The organism is Flammeovirgaceae bacterium SG7u.111 (genome assembly GCA_034044135.1).
In the GTDB taxonomy this organism is placed as follows: Bacteria; Bacteroidota; Bacteroidia; order Cytophagales; family Flammeovirgaceae.
On record CP139021.1, the window covers coordinates 1,121,366 to 1,143,014 of the forward strand.

Here is a 21,649-nt window from a genome sequence, read left to right on the forward strand (position 1 = left end):
TAATGACGATTAATTAGTCAATCTTGATTGACTCGTTGTAAATCATGTTAAAAAAACAGCTTTAGCCCAAACTAACTACCAGTTTTACTCCACCGTAAAGTCAATTTCCCTAGCTTCCAGCATGTCTTTCACTTCCTTTTCCTCGGCATAGGTAATGTTGTCTGCAAATTTCAGCACAAAGGGCTTGAACTCGTCTAGGTTCGAAATGGTCAACATCAGGTTGTCCGTCTCCTTTTGGTTGACGAGGTACACCAGTTTTTTTCCACTTTTTCGAACTTGGAGGGTGTAGTAAGGTAGGTTTTTTTCCACAAAAGCAGAGTCGGCTTGGAGCAAAGAATCTACCGCTACGGGGCTATCAGGAGCTTGTGTAACACCTACTTCCTCTTCGGAAAGGCTGTCAGAAACGGCTGCGCTGTTTTCAGAAAGCGAGTCCAATACTTCTTCGGGTTCGGTGGTGGTGGAATCTGTTTCCTCTGCCAAAACAGTATCCGCAGCTCCTAATGCTTCGCGATTCACCGAGTCCATCGGCGCGCCTTCTTCTTGCCCTTCGTCAAGTGAGGTGTTTTTGAAGAAAAGTGCTAAAAACACAGCTAATATCACTGCTAATAATATGGGTACATTTCCTGGTTTCTTAGCCATGGGTTTTCGTAGTTAAACTTTTGCTTACAATTTACTCAACTTTATACTTATTAAGCTTTTGCTGACTGTTACTGGTTTCTAGTTGCTTGTTCCTTGTTTTTCAGTTTGATAAATAAAACCTGTAACCGCAGCGGCGGACCGTCTGAAACGTGCAACCTGAAACCTTGGAAAATATTAAAAGAGGTAAAATAGAAGTTTTGCAGGTACTTAAATTATGACGAATTCCTTATTCCCCAAACTCATCACCTGAAGGCTCAAACGGGTAAAAACCCAAGTCGGCGTAAAATACTTTCCTTGCATTATTTTCCCTCAATTCTATATCTCTATAAAAATCATGCACAGCGGCTTTCCCTGCCGAAATTGCCCCTCGCATCGATTGGTCGGAGTGCCCGAAGGTAAAAAGTACCACATCGCCCAGCTTCATTTCCGAGGTTTTCCTGTCCAAATACGTTTCTTCCAGCCGTGCTTTCAACTGATATTTGAACCCCTCCACCGCTTCGGTAGGAAAGCTTCCAGTTTGCTCGTCCAAATCTTGCAAGCTGATGGAAGTAGGTGCGCCATCTATAAAAATTTCGTTGTTATCGCCTAGGTAAATGCTGACAATGCTGGTGATTGCCTGCAACTCTTTCAACATATACACCTTCTGGATCAGGTTGTTAGGGTCGGAAAGCTCAAGCGATTCTATGTTTTGGGCAAACTGGTCGTAATCGTCCATGGAGAGCAAATTTTCCTCCGCTTTTTTTCGCACTTCCTCAGTTTTTGTACCCAAAAATTCACCCAACTTTTCAGAAACCGTTTTAAGCGAAGAAGCCAGTAATTCCCGTTGCTCTTTCAGTTGCTTTTCGTAGTTCAAAGCCCGCTGCTGCGAAGAGTCGAGGTCGGTACTGAACTCGGCAATCACCTGCTGGAGCGAATCAGCCGTTTGTTGGGCAATCGCCAGCTCTTTCGAGCCCGTTTGCTTTTTATTTACGATGAAGGCAAAAAGCAAGAGCAGAAAAATATCCAAAAGTGGAGTCAGTTCCAGTACACTTCTAATTTTCATAGGTTCAATTATGAGTTCCTGCTGCCAAGTTAAGGTTTTTGAAATAAAAAGGAAGAAGCTAGTCCTTCTATTGCCATAGCAATAAAACTCGTTGGCTAACAGCGGAACGATGGGGTCGTTTTGGACGCCCCCATCGCTGCGGTTCTCAAAAAAAGCTTTTTTTTATCATTAGAAAGCTTTTTGAGACCACGAACCAGAGGTTCGCGCCAGCAATACTGATACCTAATTCAATCACTTACAAAAGTGTTAGATAATAGAAGTCAGAGGGTGGAAATCTAGAATAATCTACCTCATCATCAAACCATCCTATAATCAAATCACCCCATCATCAAAACCTAGCATTCACCCCCAAAGCGATTGACTTTGCCCTTGGATACGGATTAAAATCGTAGCCTCTAAGCAAATTGCTTTGCCCCGCACTGTTCACCTCGGGGTCGTAGCCAGAGTAGTTGGTAAAAAGCAGTGGGTTTTGGAGGGAAAGATAGACCTGAAGGCTGCTAGCCACATTTTTGAGCACTTGGCTGGAAAAATCGTAGGCGAGGGTGACATTGCTTAGGCGGAGGTAGCTTCCGTCTTCCACTTGCCACGACGATTGCAGTTCCGCACCGTTGTTGAGCACCGATGCTCTTGGAATGTCCGTGTTCGGGTTTTCCGCCGTCCATCTGCCCAATACTTCCCGCTGCTGGCTGGCATAGCTGCCCACCGTGGCTATTTGCATGCGGTTCACGTTGCGAATGTCCGCCCCTTCCACGCCGTTGAACAAGAGGCTCAGCGAGAAGTTTTTGTATCCAAATTCTCCGCTAAGGCCATAAATGAAATTGGGGTTAGGGTCGCCGATTACCGCTCGGTCGTCGGCATCAATTTTTCCATCTCCGCTGTGGTCTTTGAAGCGCATGTTGCCCACCACGTCCCCGTCTCGGGTTGGTCCAGCATCTAGCTCGGCTTGGTTGCGGAACACGCCATCGTATTCTAGCTCACGCCATACGCCAATGGGCTGCCCTGGGCTTACCCAACTTCCCGTGGTGTTGAGGTAAAGGGTGTAATTGTCTGCATAAAACGCCCCGCTTTCGCCCAAATCCAACACTTTGTTTCGGTTGAGGGAGAAGTTGCCGCCAATGTTCATGCGGAAGCCCTCGTATTCATACAGCCTATAATTTGCAGTAAATTCAAACCCTTTGTTCTCCAAGCTCCCCGAGTTTTGCACCGCCGTTTTGAAGCCCGAGCTAGAAGGAATGGTCACTTCCAACAGCATGTCAGTGGTTTTGTTTTGGTAATAATCCAGTGTTAGGTCAATTTTTCCACCAAGCAGTTCTACATCAAACCCCGTATTGAACATTGCCGTGGTTTCCCAGCGCAGGTCTGGGTTGGGGATGCGCCCAATCCTTGTTCCCGTTTGCAGGGCATCGTTGAAGGGGTAATTGGCAGGAATAATGTTGGCTTGGGAAAGGTACGGGGCAATTTCTTGGTTGCCCGTGTAGCCATAGCTAATGCGCCATTTCAATAAATCGACCACTTCGCTGTACTCCAAAAACTCTTCGTTGCTAATTTTCCAACCAAAGGCTGCGGAGGGGAAAAACGCCCATTTGTTGTTTGCGCCAAACTTAGATGAGCCGTCCGCCCTGCCCGTGAGAGTGAACAAATAGCGGTCGTCAAAAATATAGTTGAGCCTTCCTACCCACGAAGCCAGCGACCACTTGGCTTTGGAAGTTTGGGGGATTTGCGGATTCGCCCCGCCTTGGAGGAAATCCGCCCCGTTTTGCTCGTTGGCGAAGTCGAACGATTCCACCAAGCGTCCTGTGTTGGTTTGTTCTTGGAGGGTAAAAGCCGTTAACACTTCAAGTTCGTGCTTGCCAAAAAACTTCCTATACGTCAGGATATTTTCGTTGAGCCAAGAGCTGAGGTTTCGGCTGCTTTGGGCTGCCCTGCCGTTAGATGCCGAGCCAAGCAGGGTTTGTTTGGAATGGAAAATCGCCCGTTCGTTGCCGAGTTGGTCTGTGCCAAAACTGGTTTTGAAAGTCAAGCCTTCGGTAATGTTCCACTTGGCAAAAACGGTAGCCAACATCCGCTGGGTGAGCAACTCGTCTTGAGTAAGCCTTGCGGTGGCGAGTGGGTTGTTTGTAGTAGTTCCGTTGGGGACGGGATTTTGCAGGGTGTAGCTCCCGTCGGGGTTGAAAATAGGGACAACGGGCGGCATGGCAACCACTCCGTTCATCACGCCCGAGCTGTTTCCGCCTTGGCTTTCCGACTGGGGCAAATGGCTTTGCGAGTAGCTGTACATCATGTTCAAGCCCAAGGTGACCTTGGAAGAAACATCCGTTTCCACATTGCTCCTAAACGAACCTCTCCAATAATCCGAGCCGAGTAAAATGCCTTGTTGGTTGAAGTAATTTCCCGAAATGTAATACCTCGCTTTTTCATTTCCTCCACTTACCGAAAGGTGGTGGTTGGTCATGGGCGTAGTGCGGAAAAGTTCCTCTTGCCAGTCCGTTCCTGCGCCTTGGAGTTCGGGTTTGGCAAAAATATCGTTGGGGTCATCGCTCACAAAATCAGGCGATTGCCCATCGTTCACAGAAGCCTCGTTGGCAAGTTGGGCAAACTCTTGGGCATTAATCAAATCCAACTTTTTCGCTGGCGACTGCACCGCATAATAGCCGCTATATGAAACTTTTGGTTGTCCATGTATTCCTTTTTTAGTCGTAATCAGCACCACGCCGTTTGCTCCGCGAGAGCCATAAATAGCAGCTGCCGAAGCATCTTTCAGCACTTCTACCGATTCAATATCATTAGGGTTTATCGAAGCCAAGGCATTCACCGCTTGGGAAGGGCGACCCGCATTGGGGGCAGAGCTGCTGGCATTGTCAGAATAAATGGGAAAGCCATCGACCACGTACAAGGGTTCATTTCCTCCTAAAATCGAATTCCCCCCTCTAATCCGCATCGAAATACCACCATTTGGCGCAGAAGAGGAGCGAACCACTTCTACACCTGCAGCTCTTCCCTGCAAACCTTGCTCAAAAGACGAAACTTGTAGGGTATTCAATTCTTCTCCATCAATTTTTGAAATAGCGCCTGTGAATTTGTCCTTGGTCGAATAGCCGTAGCCAATGACCACAACTTCGTAATGGGTATTTACTTCTAGCTTCAATTCAACTTCTATGAAGCTTTGATCTGAGACTATTATATCTTTGTTTTTAAACCCAACATAACTGAATTGCAGTACCGCATTTTGGTTTGAAACTTCGACTTTAAACGCTCCATCTATGTCCGTTGCCGTTCCGTTTTGAGTCCCTTTTTCCAGAATGTTTACCCCTGGCAAAGGCTCGCCGTCTTCCGCAGAAGTCACCTTACCGCTAACGGTAATTTTTTGTGCAAAAAGTTGGGAGGAGAAAAGGAGAAAAAGTGTGATAAACGTTAGGTAGTATTTGTGAGCCATCGAGTATTTGTTTTTGGAGAAAGAATGTGTGGTAGTAATTGTTGAGAATGCCAGACGATAAAGTTGCGTAAAAGTAGTAGGAAAAGGGGAAGATAGAAAGTGGTTGCTTGTTTCTGGTTAAACCAAAAAACGAGTAGTATTTCACTGTCCCAGCCGCTCGGTTGTGCCGAGTGGCAACTATTTTGGTAGCCTCTGGCTACCTTGAGCGGGACGCTCATAAATATTCCTCACTCGGCTAGAGCCGAGCGAGAGTTGTTGTTCTTCGCAGAGTAAAAGAAGTGCCCTTTCCGAAGAGTTTTTCCTCTATAGGGAACTAGAATAATCTGTTACTCATCTAAATCAGAAGACAACCTCTTTTTTAAATCATTAAGCGTTATCAAGTAATTTTGATTAAAAATTGTAATTGATTCTTCTACGGCCATCTCTTCTGGTTTCCATTCTGTTTTATACCAAACATACATAATGTCAATAATTACATCAAGAGACTTTTTAGTGAAAGGCACAAACGAATCTGGTACTTTAATTTTGGAAATACCCTTTTTGAATTTTTTTGGAAGTTCTTGGAAATCTGCAGGTGGGTTATTCAATGAAATAGCCACGACTTCTATCGCCGCCAATGCTTTGTAGATTTTGTCTTCATCTAACACACTTTTCACAGTTAAGGAAGAGTTTATCGTTTCTTTTATCGTCTCAAGTTTATTAGATGACTGCATTAAGTCTACCAACCAGTCACCTGCATGATCATTTTGAAAGTTGCCATTACCCCATGCTCCCATAATTTATAACTATTTTGTGCCATCCTAATTTCTCATTAGTATATCAGCACATTAAAAAATCATCACATCATACATCATCAAATCATCTCATCACAACTTATTTCCCCTCAAAAAATCCTCGATGTTCATCCGCTTTTTGCCCTCAAGCTGAAGCGTTTCCACGTTGATGTAACCATCGGCGCAGCGTAATTGTACAAATGTTTTATTATCGGTCAGGATGGGTTCTGAGCCTTCTTTTCCTACCAGCTTCGTTGCCTTGTAGATTTTGCAGTTTTTCCCATTGAGTGTAGTCCAAGCAGCGGGGTAAGGGGAAAGTCCACGGATAAAATCATAGACTTTTTTGGTGGGCTGGCTGAAATCAATCTCGCAAGTTTCCTTGAAGATTTTTGGTGCTTTTTTGCTAGGGTCAAATTCCTTTTGGGGAAAAGGGTTGATATTGTCCTCGCCGATGGCTTGCACGGTTTTTACCACCAAGCCCGCTCCTTTTTTCATCAATCGCTCGTAGAGCGAGCCAACGTTGTCGTCTTCGTGGATGGGTTCGGTTTCTTGGAAAAGGATGTCTCCTGTGTCTATTTCATGTTTGAGGAAAAAGGTGGTGATTCCCGTTTCGGTTTCCCCGTTCATAATTGCCCAGTTGATGGGGGCTGCTCCTCGGTAATCGGGCAGGAGGGAGGCGTGGAGGTTGAACGTGCCTATTTCGGGCATGTCCCAAACGGCAACGGGCAACATGCGGAACGCTACCACCACTTGCAGGTTGGCATCGTAGCTTTTCAGTTCTTCCAAAAATTCTGGTGACTTCAGGTTGGTAGGTTGGAGTACGGGCAAGTTATGCTTCACCGCTGCTTCTTTCACGGGCGACTCCTTAATTTTCCTTCCTCGCCCAGCAGGCTTATCGGGTGCAGTGATGACCGCCACCACGTTGAATCCGTTTTCAACTAAAGCATCCAGCCCGGGCACGGCAAATTCGGGCGTGCCCATGTATATAATTCGTAGGTCTTTCATTGGTCTTGTAATCTTTCAATCATTAAAAAATGGCACTTTTATTCTTGTGCCTAATTCATGTTTTGCCTGATTGTGGTTACGGGTTACAGACGTTGCGTGTAACGTCTCTACATTTATCGAAAATTTCTAATCATCGCATCATCATATTTATTTCTAACCTCTAGCCTCCAACTTCTAATTCCTAACCTTTAGCATTTCCAAAATATCGTCTAGGTATTCACGGTTGTTGGAGAGCCTTGGTACTTTGTGTTGCCCACCGAGTTTGCCCCGTTTTTTCATCCAATCGTAAAAAGTTCCTTTGGGTACGTGGTGGATGGTAGGTGCTACGAGGGCGATGTCTTGGTAGCGCTTGGCATCGTAGTCGGAGTTTACATCCCGCAATATTTTATCGAGCGATTCATCGAATTTAGTGGTATCATCTGGTGCTTTGTCGAACTCGATGACCCATTCGTGCCCGCCTTTTTTTCCCGCTTCCAAGTAAATTGGACCTGCGGTAAAGTTGGCTACTTGCGCTCCCGTGGTCTTGCTTGCTTCGGTAATGGCTGCTTCGGCATTTTCAATTATCACCTCTTCGCCAAAGGCATTTATGAAATGCTTTGTTCTTCCCGTGATTTTGAAACGGAAAGGTTCTTTAGACGTAAAGCGGATAGTATCGCCAATTTTGTAGCGCCACAGCCCTCCGTTGGTCGAGATCACCATTGCGTAGTTTTTTCCTACTTCCACCTCATCTATCCAAAGCGTTTTAGGGTTTTCTTTTTCAAATTCTTCCATAGGGATGAACTCGTAGAAAACGCCATAGTCTAGCATGAGCAACATCTCGTCAGGCTCGTTGGTGTCTTGCACGCCAAAGAAGCCCTCCGAGGCATTGTATAACTCCAAATAGTGCATGTTGCTGCTCGGGATCAGTTTTTTAAATGTCTCCCTATACGGCTTAAATGCCACTGCACCGTGGGAGAATAGCTCAATATTGGGCCATACTTCGGTGATATCTTTCTTTCCTGTGATCTCTAAAATTCTTTCTAACAAAACGAGCGTCCAAGTAGGTACGCCCGAAATGCTGACAACGTCTTCTTTAATGGTTGCCCGAGCCATCTTTTCTATTTTTTCTTCCCACTTGTCCATAAGGGCTATGTCCAAACCTGGGGTGCGCATGAACTCCGCCCACATCGGTAGGTTTTTCATGATCACCGCCGAAACGTCTCCGTAAAACATATCGGGGTTTTTCTCGCTACGCTGGTAGGTGCCGCCTATCCCTATGTTTTTTCCTGTAAAAAGGTTGGTTTCTGGATTGCGGGTCACGTAGATGGACATCATGTCTTTGCCCGCCTTGTAGTGGCAGTCTTCTAGCGATTCTTCGGTAATGGGGATGAACTTGCTTCGGGCGTTGGTTGTACCCGATGACTTGGAAAACCAAGTGACTTTGGTGGGCCAGAGCAAAAATTGCTCGCCGTGCATCAGCCTGTCTATGTAGGGGAACAGCTCTTCGTAGGTAGAAATAGGTACGCGCTCCTTGAATTTGTCTATCGAATTTATTTCTGAATATCCATATTTTTTTCCCCATTCGGTGTGCCTTGCCGTGCTTACCAAATGATGGAAAACTTGCTCCTGCGCTTCATAGGGTTTCAGCATGAACCGTTCTATTTGGTTCATTCGTCTCCCCATTACCCAATTAAAAAAAGAATTGATAAAAGACATGTGAAAGTATTTCGGTGAACTAATTTTCCAATTTCATAAATAACAATGGCGTACCTGTTTTGACTAACATGATACGCCTAAAGTTGTTTGTTTTTTGGAAGTAGGGGCGAAGTAACGCACCTTCCTTTCGCTGCTAGTCTATTTTTTTTCTAATCGAAGAACTTACGTTTGAATTCGTATTGCGTTCCAAGATACGTCCTTTTTACCAGATCATCCTCTACCAAATCTTCTGGCGTACCGTCTTTCAATATTTTTCCTTCCGAAAGGATGTAGGCACGGCTAGTGATAGAAAGCGTTTCGGTTACGTTGTGGTCGGTGATGAGGATACCGATATTTCGGTGGCGAAGCTTCCAGACAATTCGTTGGATTTCCTCAACGGCAATGGGGTCAACCCCGGCAAAAGGCTCATCGAGCAAGACAAATTTGGGGTCTACGGCCAAGGCTCGGGCTATCTCCGTTCTTCTTCGTTCTCCACCCGAAAGCACCATGCCCTTGTTTTTTCGGACATGTGTGAGGCTAAATTCCTCCAGCAATTCTTCCATTTTCTCAATTTGCTGCTTGCGTGGCATCTTGGTCATTTGCAGCGGGGCAAGGATGTTTTCTTCCACGCTTAGCCCTCTAAACACCGAAGGTTCTTGGGCCAGATAGCCTACGCCCAATTTGGCGCGCTGGTACATGGGCAAGTCGGTAATGTCTTTGTCGTCCAAAAGTACCGTGCCTTTGTTAGGTTTTATAAGTCCAACTATTATGTAAAACGAGGTGGTTTTCCCAGCACCGTTTGGTCCTAATAGCCCAACGATTTCTCCCTGTTCTACTTTTACAGAAACGTCGTTTACCACGGCTCTGCCCTTATATTTTTTGATAAGTCCGTCTCCCCTTAGAATCATATTTATTATCCAAAAGATTAGTTTGGTACAAAATTTTCTTCAAAAATAACATAAAAATATTGGGCGCATTTGCACTTCATCTACAAATGAATCCAATTATGTTTGAGTATAAGACAATTAGTTGATTGACAGTGCTTTTTAAATAATTATAAAAAACGTTAAATGCCTTTTGGGCTCAGCGGTTGTCATTTTTTACATTACTCCAGTTTATTTAACTCCTTGTATAGCACCTCTGTAAACTTTCGTTTTAAAATCATCGTACAGTAGAATTGTTTAAACAAAATAAATAACCATGAGAAAATTCAGCATAGTTAAGTTTTTAATTTTTTCTGTTCTAATCGTGTCTTTGGCTTCGTGTGGAGAATCGGATGTAGAGCAGGAAGGGGATATTGCGAGCACCAATAGTCAAGTAACTTCAGATGAGGTATTTGCAGAGGCTGTTTTCGATGGGGTTGACTTTTCCATAGAAAGTGCCCAGGCAGGGCAAAGAGAGGCGGCTGATCCATGTTTGGATTACAGCTTAAGCGGCTCAGAAGGGGTGTTGGACCTAACGCTCGATTTTGGCAGCGAGCCTTGCGAAGGAGCTGATGGAGTTACCCGCCAAGGAAAAATCCTAGTTACGATCACTGGTGGTGAAAAGTTGGAAGCCGCTAACTCAAAAACTGTAATTACGTTCGACAACTTTTTTGTGGATGGTCATAAAGTAGAAGGAATAAGGACCATAGAGAACCTAGGGTTTGAAGAAGGAACCTTGGTGCTGAAGCAGAAAATTACCATGACCGATGGCAAGATTACGTTGTCTGATGGAAGAACAATTACGCGAAATGCGACTTGGGACAAAACTTGGGATATCTTGAATGGAATTCACAACCTAGAAGGTTCTGCTTCTGGGAAAACAAGGCAGGATATTACTTACCAAAGCGAAGTGACCGAAACGATTGTCAGAAAACGTGAGTGTTTCTTAGAAGGTATTTACTATCCTGTTCAAGGTAAAAAGACTATTGCTGCAAGTAACGGAACTGCTACGGTGGTGAGGGTAGTTGATTTTGGGGATGGAACTTGCGATAAGAAAGTGGTAGTGACCATCAATGGTGAGGATACTGAATTGGAACTTTAAGAGACTACACTGCACATAGGAAACAGCAAAGGCTGCGGGCGTTTATGTCCGCAGCCTTTGCTGTTTTGAGAAATACTTTAACCTGTTGTAGGCTATGGAGGTGCGTGACAACTTACTTACCTTCTTACATTTTTTACCGAAGGGAATTTCATTCTATAATCGTGGTCAACTTTTCCCTTGCTAATATTTAGCAATTTCCCTTTTATCAACCTTTTCTTGAATCCGCTTAGGTAATCGGTGAAAAGAACACCATCAATATGGTCATACTCATGCTGGATAACCCTAGCCTTTAGGCCATCAAACTCTTCTTCGTGTTCTTTCCAGTTTTCATCAAAGTAGCGGAGCTTGATCACTTCGGGTCTTTCTACTTTCTCACGGATACCGGGTATGCTCAAGCAACCTTCTTCGTACTCCCATGGTTCGCCGTCTTCTTCTACCTTTTCTGCGTTGATGAATACCTTTTTGAAGCCTTTTAATGTTTCCTCGTCCATAGGCTCGGCATCTACTACAAACATACGTACGCCCATGCCTATTTGTGGGGCTGCCAACCCTACGCCATTAGCCTCGTACATGGTCTCGAACATATCTTCGGCTAGCTTTTTCACATCTATGTCCCCACCTTTCTCGATCTCTACAGCCTTCTTTTTCAATACGGAATCCCCGTAAGCTACTATTGGATATATCATTTTTATATAATTGATTTTCAGTTTGATTGAAAGCGCAACCAAATTACGCTTCTGCTAAAAATTTTCCCTGCTTTCCATGAACGACTGCAAAATAATAGTCGCGCTTATCATATCAACATTGGCTTTTACCCTTCTGTTTTTTTTCTTCATTCCCCCTCTTACCATTGCATCTTTCGCCATTTTGGACGTAAAACGTTCGTCTATCCAATGGATGGGGATATTTGGGTAGATCTCGCTCAGCTTGTAGACAAAAGATTTTGCAGGCTGGGTAGCATCGGTATCAGAGTTGTCGAGGTTTTTGGGCAAGCCGATTACAAACCCTTCCACGATTTCCTTTGCCAAGTACTCTTTCAAAAAGATCCAAATCTCGTTGGTAGGTACAGTCCCTATCGCCGAGGCAATAATTTGCAGCTCGTCGGTAGCCGCTAGACCTACTCTTTTTTTACCATAATCAATCGCAAGTATCCTTCCCATGTGGCAAAGTTAAGCTACTCTGTAGATTTATTGAAATCTATAAAAACTAAAAAAGCACGCTAGTTGCCTAGCGTGCTTTGGTTGTGAATAATTTAAGGTTCTTTGTTTTATAGCTTATAGCCCAATCTTACACTGAAAGCAGTGCCTGGAGAATAGCTTTCAAAGATCTCATCATTAGTATTATAGCTTTCAGCGACAATTTCTTTTTTATCGTTCAAAATATTTTCAACCTTTATTCCTACACTCAACCTTTCTTGAACCCCAAGTCTTTTATTAGCATTAAAATTGAGACTTTGGAAAGGTACAGCATATACATCTGGTTGTTCTGCAGTACCAACGTAATGTAACGTGCGACCTTGCACATTAAAAAATAAACCTGCATCAAGACCTGATGGTGACTTGTAGCTCAACCCAGCATTAATCAGATAAGGTGCTTGGCCAGCCATATCTCTAGTTTCATCAATTGTTTCCCCATCTCTTTTGCTTTGTACTCTCGCGTCAAATTCGGTTTTATCCATTTTGATTTGAGACTTTACGAAAGTAAAGTTGCCATTAAAGGAAAACCTGTCAAGTACGGGAGAAATAAATTCAAAGTTTTTCCTTAGCTCCAGCTCAATACCTAAAACCTGGCCATCTCCAACGTTTCGTGGCTGAAAGTTGTTGTCAGCTGTTGCAACTCGTACAATTTCAATTGGACGGTCAAAGAATTTTGCAAAACCACTTATTGATATTGTTTGTCCTTTAGCTTGGAACATTTCCCATCGCAAATCAATATTGTCAATATTTGTTGCGGTTAGGTTTCCATCCCAATAAACTGTGGTTTCTCCATTGCTTGTACTTGTGATTTCTGATAGACCACCAAGGAAAACCCTATTGGTAATGGGATCATATATCTGGGCATAAGAAGCCTCTTTAAAAGAAGGACGTGCAATTGTTTTTGCGTAAGATACACGAAGGTTGTGGTTTTCTTTAAGGCTATAAATTAAATTGACCGTAGGGAAAATGTCGAGGTCATCAATCACTTTCTCATTGTCCAACTCTATGGTGCCTTGTTGGTTGATACCAGTATATTGCTGTGTGTATTTTTCCATCCTTACCCCTACTATTGCTTTAAGTAATTCGGCAGGCTGTAGTTCAGATGAAATATAAGCGCCGATATTGGTAATACTTGCATCATACTTATTTGCATTTCTTGGAATAAAAGTAGGTTCATACCTGGTTCCAGTAAACCCATTGCCATCAGAAGGCCATAAGTTTTCTGGTTGGAAAATGATGTTAGGATCATCTTCATTGATATCAACTTGAAAAGGGACTATTTGAAAACTTTCAATATTAAAATCTCTTTGCTTGTCTGTATAAATTCCTCCAAACAGAATTTTAGCATCTCTGCTAAATAATTGAAGTTCTTTCTGTAAGTCTAGTTTTCCAACTATAATCTTCTCATCAAGAGTTCTCCAGATTCGTTCAGGATACCCTACTTCTGACCCAATAGTAAGGTTACCACTATCATTTCTTATTCTGGCAACTCTAACGTCTGGATCGTTCAATGTTGAGCGAGTAGGAGATAATTTCCATTCTATCTTCCAAGTCTTGCTATTATCGTAATGAACCCCATTTAACATTACATTGGTTAATGCTCTTTCTGTATATTCAATATTGTATTGAGAAGCCATGAAGTTTGATCCATTTCTGGAGACGTCTAAGTCAAATAAACCAGATCTAGATTCTCCATTTTGGGTATGTAACACATTAAGGATATACTTAGCGTTTTCACGCTTTAAAGCAATACCTGCTAGCCCACTTAAGTTGACTATTTTTTTTCCTAAGTCACCACTACGATATTCTTGCTGGCTCAAATCATATACTGTACTATCAGAGTTTTTTCGATAAGCTGAATATTCTATATCTTTCAAGTATTCAGTTTCATTGTCATAGTTTAAGGTTAAGTTATAGCCCCAAGTGTTAGCTCCTTTATTAATTTGGTTGCCAAAAGCTAAGCCTGCACCAAAATCCATAAAACTATTATCTCGGAAGGGAGCCATTATTGGATCAAAATCACCTAGTATTTCCTGAAATAGCTGCCCTCTTTCCGTATCTGGCTTGCCAATTACTTCACCGTAAAGGGGGATATCATCGATACCATCAGTAGGTATTATTCTTTTACCGTCATCATATCCTAAAAAATCAGTGCTACTTCCTTCGTTAGTTACAAAATCGTTTTTAAAATGCATGGAAGGGTTATATCCACCACTTAATGATACGCTAAATACTTTTTCCTCTGGAAAGTCTTTGGTACTGATATTCACTACACCACCAGTAAAATCGGCAGGTAGATCGGCAGTAAATGACTTTACTACCATAATATTATTAATTAGGCTTGTTGGGAACATATCCATTTGGATACTATTTCTGTCTGGGTCAAGACCAGGTATATCTACGCCATTGAGCGTTGATTTGGTATACCTATCGCCTAAGCCACGGACATATACATATTTTCCGCCCTCAATCGAAACCCCTGGTACACGTTTTACGGCCGCAGCTGCGTCTCCATCGCCCACTAATGAAAAGTTTGCTGAAGAAATACCATCAAGCAAGTTGGCAGATTTTCTCTTTACGGTAAGAAGGGCTTCTTCCGTATCTTTTAATATTTCAGCAGTAACAACGACCTCATCTAATGTTTCAACGTCTTCTGGCAAACGGATTGTTCCCAATGCATTTACCTCACCTGCTTGCACTTCTACTCCTTCAATCAAGAGGGTCTTATAAGAAATAAAAGATACTCTTAATTTATAAGTCCCTGCATCAGCTTTGATCTCAAAATTTCCGTCAAAGTCGGTGGCCTTACCGTTAGACGTTCCATCAATCACTACGGTAACTCCAAACATTGGCTCACCGGTTGCATCATCAATTACTTTCCCTCTGATGATTCCTTGCGCAAAAATACTTGCCGGCAGCGTTAGCAACCCCACCAGAACGAAAAGCAAACGAAAATTCTTCATAACTCTCACTTTAATAATATTGCTTATACTAAAAAAGCTCGCAAGCTAAAATCACTTGCGAGCACGATATTCTTATTTGGTTAGAACTAAAAATCATTTAGCTCACCTGCAATGAATGTCCATGACCATCCAGCAAATACAGACTTGTCAACACCTGACTTATCAGGAGTAGTTACAGCAGTTGCATCTTGGTCAGTACCACTTTTAAATACTTGATCAAGCGTAATGCCAGTAGGGAGTACAGTTTCAAGGTTGCTCAATAAGATAGAACCATCTACATAGTTTTGCTCTGAACCATCGCTAAAGCTGAAATCACCTCTACCATCACTTAATACTGGATCGGTGAAGTTGAAGAAGTAAATGCTGTCCATGGTTAATTCAACCATAGCTCTCCAGTTACCTAGTTCAGCACCACCTGCTACTATATTTCCATTATCAGTAGCAATATAACCTTTAACAGATCCTTTTCTGATAGTGTGACCCAATGCTGTTCTTTGAGTTCCTTCAGGACCGTCAAGTTCGAAAGCATGGTCTGTATCAGAACCAGCTACGATTGCAAAATTGTAAAGCATACCAATCCAGTCTTGGTCAGTGTCAACAGCATCGTCTCCTGCATTCCAAATTACAGCATTTTTTACATCTACAGTTCCACCGAACCACTCTATTCCGTCATCTTGGTTACCTATAACCTCTACATATTCTATAGTAGTACCAGAGCCAACACCACCTAAAGTGATACCGTTGATCTCGTTACCTTCGCCAATGTTAGTACCACCGTGACGAACAGATATATATTTGATTACACCAGAGTTGTCAGCGGCTTCAGTACCTCCGTAAAGACCATTAGAGTCATCACCAGGTATACCTTCAATTTGTTGCTCTACTCCTTTTGCTGAAGAGATAGGAGCTTTACCCAATACTATCAAACCACCCCACAATCCGTTGATATCAGGATCTAAGTTAGGGCTAGCAATTTGACCAGGCAGGATCTCATCAGCTACTGAAGTAAAGATAATTGGGCTATTAGCCGTGCCTTCAGCCATCAATTTACCACCTCTAGCTACTATAAGAGCAGTAGAATTTGCACCAGTACCAGCCTCACCTTTAATGATAGTACCAGCTTCAATAGTTAATGTAGCACCATCTTCAACTGCAATTCTTCCAGCTAAGCGGTAGATGTTGCCTGAAACCCAAGTCTCATCAGTAGTAATATTAGCATCTACAATGATTACTTCAACAGCATCTTCCAATACTTTAACTAGCATTGAGCGGTTGTCTACTTTATCATTGTTGTCAGTGATTGTAACCTCGATTAACTGCTCACCTTCTGTATCCGAAGAATATGTAACTGTAGCAGTACCTGATGTTTTGCCTACAACTGCAGTCTGGTCAACAGTACCAGCAGAAGCAGTTACTGATTTTACAGTACCTGGTGCCGAAATATCTAATGTAAATACTGCATCACTCCCTGGCTTTACTTCTTTAACAGGAGAGTCAACACTCGCTGAAGGACGGTCGGGGGTAGCTTCATCGTCATCGCTACAACCGATAAGCGCTACTGAAAAAAGTAGAGCTAATAAAATCTTGTTGAATTTGTTCATAAGGAATTGCATTAAGAGTTTTCTTTTTTGAGAAATGTTTAATTTCGAGTGCAAAGAAACGGGGAAGGCTACAATTCCTGTAGTTTTTGCAATTAAGTTATGTTTAATTGACTTATTCTGATATTGAATAAAATGTTAATCAAATTAGGTGTGAGTAGGCATTTTAGTTGTCTTCAAGAAACACCAAAGTAACGTAGGGTTAATATAAATATCCTGTAAAGAGGAGGGTGAAAATGGCTATTGCTAGCCAAACAAGCTGTTTTTAAAGCGATAGACGATAAAAAAAGCCATCCGATGAGGATGGCTTTCATATGTTAATTATAAATATTGACTTGTCTGTTCTTTAAAGTGTGCAACGAAACTTTCTGTTGACATTGCCCCCAAATCTCCTTCTCCTTTCTTCCTTACGGAGATGGTTCCGCTCTCCATTTCCTTCTCACCAATGATGAGCATGTAGGGTAGTTTTTGCACTTCGGCATCCCTAATTTTCCTGCCCACTTTCTCGTCTCGGTTATCAATGTACCCTCTCAGGTCATTTTCTTGGAGTGTGGTGAATATTTCGTCGGCATATTCCCTGTATTTCTCCGACACTGGCAGCACGGCTACTTGGTCGGGCGAGAGCCATAAAGGGAAGTTGCCAGCACAGTTCTCAATCAAAATAGCCACAAAACGCTCCATAGAGCCAAATGGCGCACGGTGGATCATCACTGGGCGGTGCTTTTGGTTGTCAGCTCCCACATATTCCAGCTCAAATCTTTGTGGCAATTGGTAATCTACTTGGATGGTTCCTAGTTGCCATTTCCTGCCTAGCGCATCTTTCACCATAAAGTCGAGCTTAGGTCCGTAGAAAGCAGCCTCTCCATATTCCACTACCGTTTTGAGGTTTTTCTCGTCGGCAGCTTCTTGGATTTCCCTTTCCGCTCTTTCCCACAGTTCGTCGTCGCCTATGTATTTGCTCTTGTTTTCGGGGTCGCGCAAAGAAACTTGGGCGGTGTAGTCACTAAAGCCTAAGGCTTCAAATACGTACATCACCAAATCAATTACTTTTTCAAATTCTATTTTCACCTGCTCGGGGCGGCAGAAAATGTGCGCATCATCTTGCGTAAATCCTCTTACCCTTGTAAGCCCATGAAGCTCGCCACTTTGCTCGTACCTATATACTGTACCGAATTCAGCATAGCGGATAGGCAAGTCTTTGTAAGATCTTGGCTTCGAAGCATAAATCTCACAGTGGTGAGGGCAGTTCATCGGCTTTAGCAAAAATTCCTCGTCCTCATCAGGAGTTTTGATAGGGCGGAAAGAATCTGCACCGTATTTTTCGTAGTGGCCAGAAGTCACATACAATTCTTTGCTACCGATATGGGGTGTAACTACTGGCTGGTAGCCTGCTCTCACTTGCGCCTTGCGGAGGAATTGCTCCAAGCGTTCCCTCAAAATAGTGCCTTTGGGCAACCACAATGGCAAGCCCATTCCCACTTTTTTCGAGAACGTGAAAAGCTCTAGCTCTTTGCCCAGCTTTCGATGGTCACGCTGTTTTGCTTCCTCTAGCAGTTGCAAATATTCTTTTAGCTCCTTCGCTTTTGGAAAAGTGACACCATATATACGTGTCAGCATTTTGTTTTTTTCATCGCCCCTCCAGTAAGCACCTGCCACGTTCATCAGTTTCACCGCTTTTATGAAGCCAGTGTTAGGGATATGCGGGCCACGGCAAAGGTCGGTAAACCCGCCTTGCTTATAAAAAGTGATGCTTCCGTCTTCCAAACCATCCAAAAGGTCGAGCTTGTACTCGTCGTCTTTGTCTTTGAAATACGTCAGTGCTTTGTCTTTTGAGATTTCCTCTCGCTCATATTGATTCTTTTGACGAGCCAACTCCAGCATCTTTGCCTCTATCTTAGGAAAGTCATCTGCCGAGATTTCATGGTCGCCAAAATCTATATCGTAATAAAAACCTGTTTCAATGGCAGGACCAATGCCTAGCTTTATGCCAGGGTACAAAGCTTCCAATGCCTCGGCCATAAGGTGAGCCGAAGAGTGCCAAAAGGTAGATTTACCCTCGCCGTCGTTCCAGGTGAGTAACCTAACGGTGGCATCCGTGGTGATAGGGCGTGTGGAATCCCACACTTCGCCGTTTACTTCCGCTGCCAATACATTCCGCGCCAGTCCTTCACTGATACTGAGCGCCACATCGAAGCTAGATACGCCTGCCTCGAACTCCTTCACAGAACCGTCAGGTAAGGTAATCTTGATCATTTGTTTTTGGTTTGATATAGAAAAATAAGGATGGAAGAAACCTGTTTCTCACCATCTTTTTATGAAAAAGCAAATTTTGTGATTTTAATGATGGTATAAAAGCTTTCTGCTAGATTTTAAAGGGAAATGGTTTGGAGTGACGACCTTTTGAAGGTTCTATGTAAAACGTGGTGGTCATTAAATGGTAATGGGCTAGGCAAGCTACTAATTAGGAGGATTTTACCTCTCATCGGCACTCAATTAACAACTTCTCCATAGAAGGTGATTTTATTATTTCAAGAACTTCGTGATGTGGGTTAAATATGTTTATTTACGAAAGTGAAAAAACTATCAATACTTCTGCTTTAGGGATTACCCTAGAAATTTGAAGCTTAAAAATGATAAACTTATGAAACTGGAAATCAACAAAAAAACTATTGAGGTAGATGCTGATCCGCAGATGCCCTTGCTATGGGTGTTGAGGGATTTGTTGGCCATGACAGGTACGAAGTTTGGCTGTGGGAAAGGCTTATGCGGAGCTTGTACCATCCTTCTCGACGGATCTCCTGTGCGCTCATGCTCCACGCCCGCCATAGCCGCCGAAGGAAAAGAACTGACTACAATTGAGGGCGTTGCCGAAGAATATAAGCATGTACAAGATGCATGGGTTGAGCTCAACGTTCCCCAGTGCGGGTATTGCCAGTCTGGGCAGATAATGAGTACCGTTGGTTTGCTCAAGAAAAACGAAAGCCCAAACGATGAAGAAATAGAACAAGCATTGGTAGGGAATATTTGCAGATGTGGAACCTATGGGCGAATCAAAAAAGCGGTAAAACTTTCGGTTCAACTTAAAAACCAATAATCATGGCCTATATAAAAAATATCAGCAGAAGACATTTTGTAGCCAGCCTAGGCTTGGTAGGTGGAGGCTTATTGCTTGGCTGTGACCCCACAACATACTCATCTGAGGCTAGTGATGAGCCTTTGACATACTTCGATCCTAACCTTTTTGTGCAGTTAAGCTCCGATGGAAAAGTGACCATTGTTGCTTCGAGGTCTGAAATGGGACAGGGTGTAAGGACTTCGCTCACAGCTACTATTGCCGACGAAATGGATGCCGATTGGGACTTGGTTTCGGTGAAGCAAGCCCCCGGCGATAAATCTTACGGCAACCAAAATACGGACGGATCGCGAAGCATCAGAACTCGCTTTATGCCTATGAGAAAAATGGGCGCCAGCGCAAGGTTCATGCTGATAGCCGCAGCAGCTAAGATGTGGAAAGTAGATGCAAGCGAATGCCATACGGAAAAGCATCATGTAATCCACTCTAGTGGGAAAAAGGTCTTTTACGGAGATTTGGCTGATAAAGGCATGGTGCTTGATGTGCCCGAAGATGTAAAATTGAAAGATCCTAGCGAGTTCAACTACATAGGAAAAGGACTCAAAAGTATAGATATTCACGATTTTGTTTCGGGAAAGGCTACCTACGGAATAGATGTGAGAGTGCCGGAAATGAAAGTAGCGGCAATAGCGAGGTGTCCCGTCACTTTTGGGAGCGTAAAGTCTTTTGACAAGACCGCTGCACTTCAAGTAACCGGAGTGGAGCAGGTGATTGAAATTCCTAGAGTGGAAACTCCTATGGGAGCTTTGGGGGGGATAGCGGTGATAGCGACCAACACTTGGGCAGCTGAAAAGGGTAAAGCAGCATTGGTGATTGAATGGGACGAAGGCGAAAACAAAGGCTTTACTTCCACCGAATATTTGGAAGAAATTTACACCAATATAAAAAATACTGCAAAGGTCAACAACGAAAAAGGAGATGTGGAACAGGCGTTCAAATCTGCCGATCAGGTACTTGAAAGGAAGTTTACGACGCACCTTTTGGCACATGCGCCCATGGAAGTACCCAATGCGGTGGCATGGGTAAAAGAAGACGGTTCTTGTGAAATTTGGGCTCCTTCGCAAGCTCCACAGGGGGCTAGAAGTGAAGTTGCCAATTTCCTTGGGATTGGCGAGGAAAAAGTGACGGTAAATGTAACCCTGCTTGGCGGTGGTTTTGGAAGGAAGGCAAAGCACGATTTTGTAGTAGAAGCAGCGGCGGTTTCCAAAGCGATCAAAGCTCCGGTGCAAGTAGTTTGGAGTAGGGAAGACGATATTCAGCATAGCTATTACCATTCGTGCAGTGCCCAGTTTCTAAAAGCATCACTCGACAAAGCTGGAAAAGTGACAGGTTGGCTGCACCAAACGGCCTTCCCTTCCATCGCTTCCACCTTTTCTCCAGGTGAAAAGTATGGGGCAAAATGGGAAGTGGGGCAAGGAGCAGGAAATATTCGATACGAAATAGAAAATACAAAAAGTGAAAACGGTGCAGCTCCCGCTCCTGTCCGGATAGGCTGGATGCGCTCTGTTCATCATACCAATCATACCTTTGCATCGAATATTTTTGCCGATGAAATAGCCCACAAGCTCGGAAAAGATCCGCTCGCCCATCGCTTGGAATTGATAGGGAGCGATAGGGTGGAAAATGCTAAAAATCCTTATGCTTACAATTCTAAAAGGCTGAAAAATGTATTGGAAATAGCTGCCAAAAATGCCCAATGGGGTCGGGAGTTACCGCAAGGCCATGGGATGGGGTTGGCTGTAGAATACTGTTTCAACAGCTATGTGGCTTCTGTGGTGGAAGTGGCTGTTGCTGATGGAAAAGTGAAAGTGGTGAAAGCATTTATGGCGATTGACTGCGGGTTGGTAGTAAATCCCGATACGGTGAAAGCCCAAATGGAAGGCTCGGCAGTTTTTGGGACATCCATTGCCCTGCACGGAAAGCTTACGGCAAAAGATGGGGCAATTGAGCAAAGTAATTTTCACGATTATAAAGTAGCTCGTACCAATGAAGCTCCGGAAGTTCAGGTGGAAATAGTAGAAAGTCAAGCGCCTCCAGGTGGGGTAGGTGAACCGGGTTCGCCCATAACCGCCCCCGCTATTTTCAATGCGGTTTTTGATGCTACGAACAAAAGGTTTTACTCTTTCCCTCTTTCAGACCATTCTTTGGTTTAAGGAGCAAACCTTCAT

At 43.5% G+C, this 21,649-nt stretch carries 15 protein-coding genes; 3 read left to right on the forward strand and 12 right to left on the reverse strand.

All coding sequences use genetic code 11. From position 1 onward, the window contains the following. Window positions 1-84: 84 nt before the first annotated feature. From R9C00_04485 to lptB, 7 genes are all read right to left on the reverse strand, one after another. Window positions 85-639, reverse strand: a complete 555-nt coding sequence (locus R9C00_04485) for a hypothetical protein (protein ID WPO36704.1) — start codon at window positions 637-639, stop codon at window positions 85-87. Window positions 640-865: 226 nt separating this feature from the next. Continuing rightward, window positions 866-1,681 (reverse strand): hypothetical protein, encoded by an 816-nt coding sequence (locus tag R9C00_04490; protein WPO36705.1) that lies wholly within the window; start codon window positions 1,679-1,681, stop codon window positions 866-868. A 328-nt stretch (window positions 1,682-2,009) separates the two neighbouring features. Then, window positions 2,010-5,114 (reverse strand): TonB-dependent receptor, encoded by a 3,105-nt coding sequence (locus R9C00_04495; GenBank protein WPO36706.1) that lies wholly within the window; start codon window positions 5,112-5,114, stop codon window positions 2,010-2,012. A 326-nt stretch (window positions 5,115-5,440) separates the two neighbouring features. Further along, window positions 5,441-5,890, reverse strand: a complete 450-nt coding sequence (locus tag R9C00_04500; protein WPO36707.1) for a DUF4259 domain-containing protein — start codon at window positions 5,888-5,890, stop codon at window positions 5,441-5,443. A gap of 90 nt (window positions 5,891-5,980) precedes the next feature. Beyond that, a complete protein-coding gene (gene fmt, locus R9C00_04505) occupies window positions 5,981-6,892 on the reverse strand; it encodes a methionyl-tRNA formyltransferase (protein WPO36708.1) in 912 nt (303 codons plus the stop codon). A gap of 174 nt (window positions 6,893-7,066) precedes the next feature. Then, the gene (locus R9C00_04510; GenBank protein WPO36709.1) at window positions 7,067-8,587 is read right to left on the reverse strand and encodes a GH3 auxin-responsive promoter family protein; all 1,521 of its coding nucleotides are present in this window, start codon (window positions 8,585-8,587) and stop codon (window positions 7,067-7,069) included. A gap of 149 nt (window positions 8,588-8,736) precedes the next feature. After that, window positions 8,737-9,474, reverse strand: coding sequence for an LPS export ABC transporter ATP-binding protein (gene lptB, locus R9C00_04515; GenBank protein WPO36710.1), 738 nt, complete (start codon window positions 9,472-9,474; stop codon window positions 8,737-8,739). Window positions 9,475-9,766: 292 nt separating this feature from the next. Between lptB and R9C00_04520 the strand changes: the two genes are divergently transcribed. Beyond that, window positions 9,767-10,591, forward strand: a complete 825-nt coding sequence (locus R9C00_04520) for a hypothetical protein (protein ID WPO36711.1) — start codon at window positions 9,767-9,769, stop codon at window positions 10,589-10,591. A gap of 116 nt (window positions 10,592-10,707) precedes the next feature. Here R9C00_04520 and def read toward each other — a convergent pair whose 3' ends face one another. The 5 genes from def to thrS form a co-directional block, all read right to left on the reverse strand. Beyond that, complete coding sequence (gene def, locus R9C00_04525) at window positions 10,708-11,277, reverse strand: peptide deformylase (GenBank protein ID WPO36712.1); 570 nt, start codon at window positions 11,275-11,277, stop codon at window positions 10,708-10,710. A 54-nt stretch (window positions 11,278-11,331) separates the two neighbouring features. After that, the gene (gene ruvX / locus R9C00_04530; GenBank protein ID WPO36713.1) at window positions 11,332-11,751 is read right to left on the reverse strand and encodes a Holliday junction resolvase RuvX; all 420 of its coding nucleotides are present in this window, start codon (window positions 11,749-11,751) and stop codon (window positions 11,332-11,334) included. Window positions 11,752-11,858: 107 nt separating this feature from the next. Continuing rightward, complete coding sequence (locus R9C00_04535) at window positions 11,859-14,750, reverse strand: TonB-dependent receptor (GenBank protein WPO36714.1); 2,892 nt, start codon at window positions 14,748-14,750, stop codon at window positions 11,859-11,861. Window positions 14,751-14,836: 86 nt separating this feature from the next. After that, window positions 14,837-16,351, reverse strand: a complete 1,515-nt coding sequence (locus R9C00_04540) for a hypothetical protein (GenBank protein ID WPO36715.1) — start codon at window positions 16,349-16,351, stop codon at window positions 14,837-14,839. A 318-nt stretch (window positions 16,352-16,669) separates the two neighbouring features. Next, window positions 16,670-18,601, reverse strand: coding sequence for a threonine--tRNA ligase (gene thrS, locus R9C00_04545; protein ID WPO36716.1), 1,932 nt, complete (start codon window positions 18,599-18,601; stop codon window positions 16,670-16,672). A 388-nt stretch (window positions 18,602-18,989) separates the two neighbouring features. Between thrS and R9C00_04550 the strand changes: the two genes are divergently transcribed. Continuing rightward, window positions 18,990-19,442, forward strand: a complete 453-nt coding sequence (locus tag R9C00_04550; protein ID WPO36717.1) for a (2Fe-2S)-binding protein — start codon at window positions 18,990-18,992, stop codon at window positions 19,440-19,442. Between the two features lie 2 nt (window positions 19,443-19,444). Then, window positions 19,445-21,634: a molybdopterin cofactor-binding domain-containing protein gene (locus tag R9C00_04555; protein ID WPO36718.1), complete on the forward strand. Its 2,190-nt coding sequence runs from the start codon at window positions 19,445-19,447 to the stop codon at window positions 21,632-21,634. Window positions 21,635-21,649: the final 15 nt, after the last annotated feature.

Excerpts from the sequence above, each read along its gene's own strand:
- R9C00_04540 (WPO36715.1), bottom strand. The coding sequence starts at position 16,351 with ATGAACAAATTCAACAAGATTTTATTAGCTCTACTTTTTTCAGTAGCG.
- R9C00_04520 (WPO36711.1), top strand. The coding sequence starts at position 9,767 with ATGAGAAAATTCAGCATAGTTAAGTTTTTAATTTTTTCTGTTCTAATC.
- R9C00_04535 (WPO36714.1), bottom strand. The coding sequence starts at position 14,750 with ATGAAGAATTTTCGTTTGCTTTTCGTTCTGGTGGGGTTGCTAACGCTG.
- R9C00_04550 (WPO36717.1), top strand. The coding sequence starts at position 18,990 with ATGAAACTGGAAATCAACAAAAAAACTATTGAGGTAGATGCTGATCCG.
- R9C00_04555 (WPO36718.1), top strand. The coding sequence starts at position 19,445 with ATGGCCTATATAAAAAATATCAGCAGAAGACATTTTGTAGCCAGCCTA.
- def (WPO36712.1), bottom strand. The coding sequence starts at position 11,277 with ATGATATATCCAATAGTAGCTTACGGGGATTCCGTATTGAAAAAGAAG.
- R9C00_04500 (WPO36707.1), bottom strand. The coding sequence starts at position 5,890 with ATGGGAGCATGGGGTAATGGCAACTTTCAAAATGATCATGCAGGTGAC.
- R9C00_04510 (WPO36709.1), bottom strand. The coding sequence starts at position 8,587 with ATGTCTTTTATCAATTCTTTTTTTAATTGGGTAATGGGGAGACGAATG.
- lptB (WPO36710.1), bottom strand. The coding sequence starts at position 9,474 with ATGATTCTAAGGGGAGACGGACTTATCAAAAAATATAAGGGCAGAGCC.
- R9C00_04490 (WPO36705.1), bottom strand. The coding sequence starts at position 1,681 with ATGAAAATTAGAAGTGTACTGGAACTGACTCCACTTTTGGATATTTTT.
- R9C00_04485 (WPO36704.1), bottom strand. The coding sequence starts at position 639 with ATGGCTAAGAAACCAGGAAATGTACCCATATTATTAGCAGTGATATTA.
- R9C00_04495 (WPO36706.1), bottom strand. The coding sequence starts at position 5,114 with ATGGCTCACAAATACTACCTAACGTTTATCACACTTTTTCTCCTTTTC.
- thrS (WPO36716.1), bottom strand. The coding sequence starts at position 18,601 with ATGATCAAGATTACCTTACCTGACGGTTCTGTGAAGGAGTTCGAGGCA.
- fmt (WPO36708.1), bottom strand. The coding sequence starts at position 6,892 with ATGAAAGACCTACGAATTATATACATGGGCACGCCCGAATTTGCCGTG.
- ruvX (WPO36713.1), bottom strand. The coding sequence starts at position 11,751 with ATGGGAAGGATACTTGCGATTGATTATGGTAAAAAAAGAGTAGGTCTA.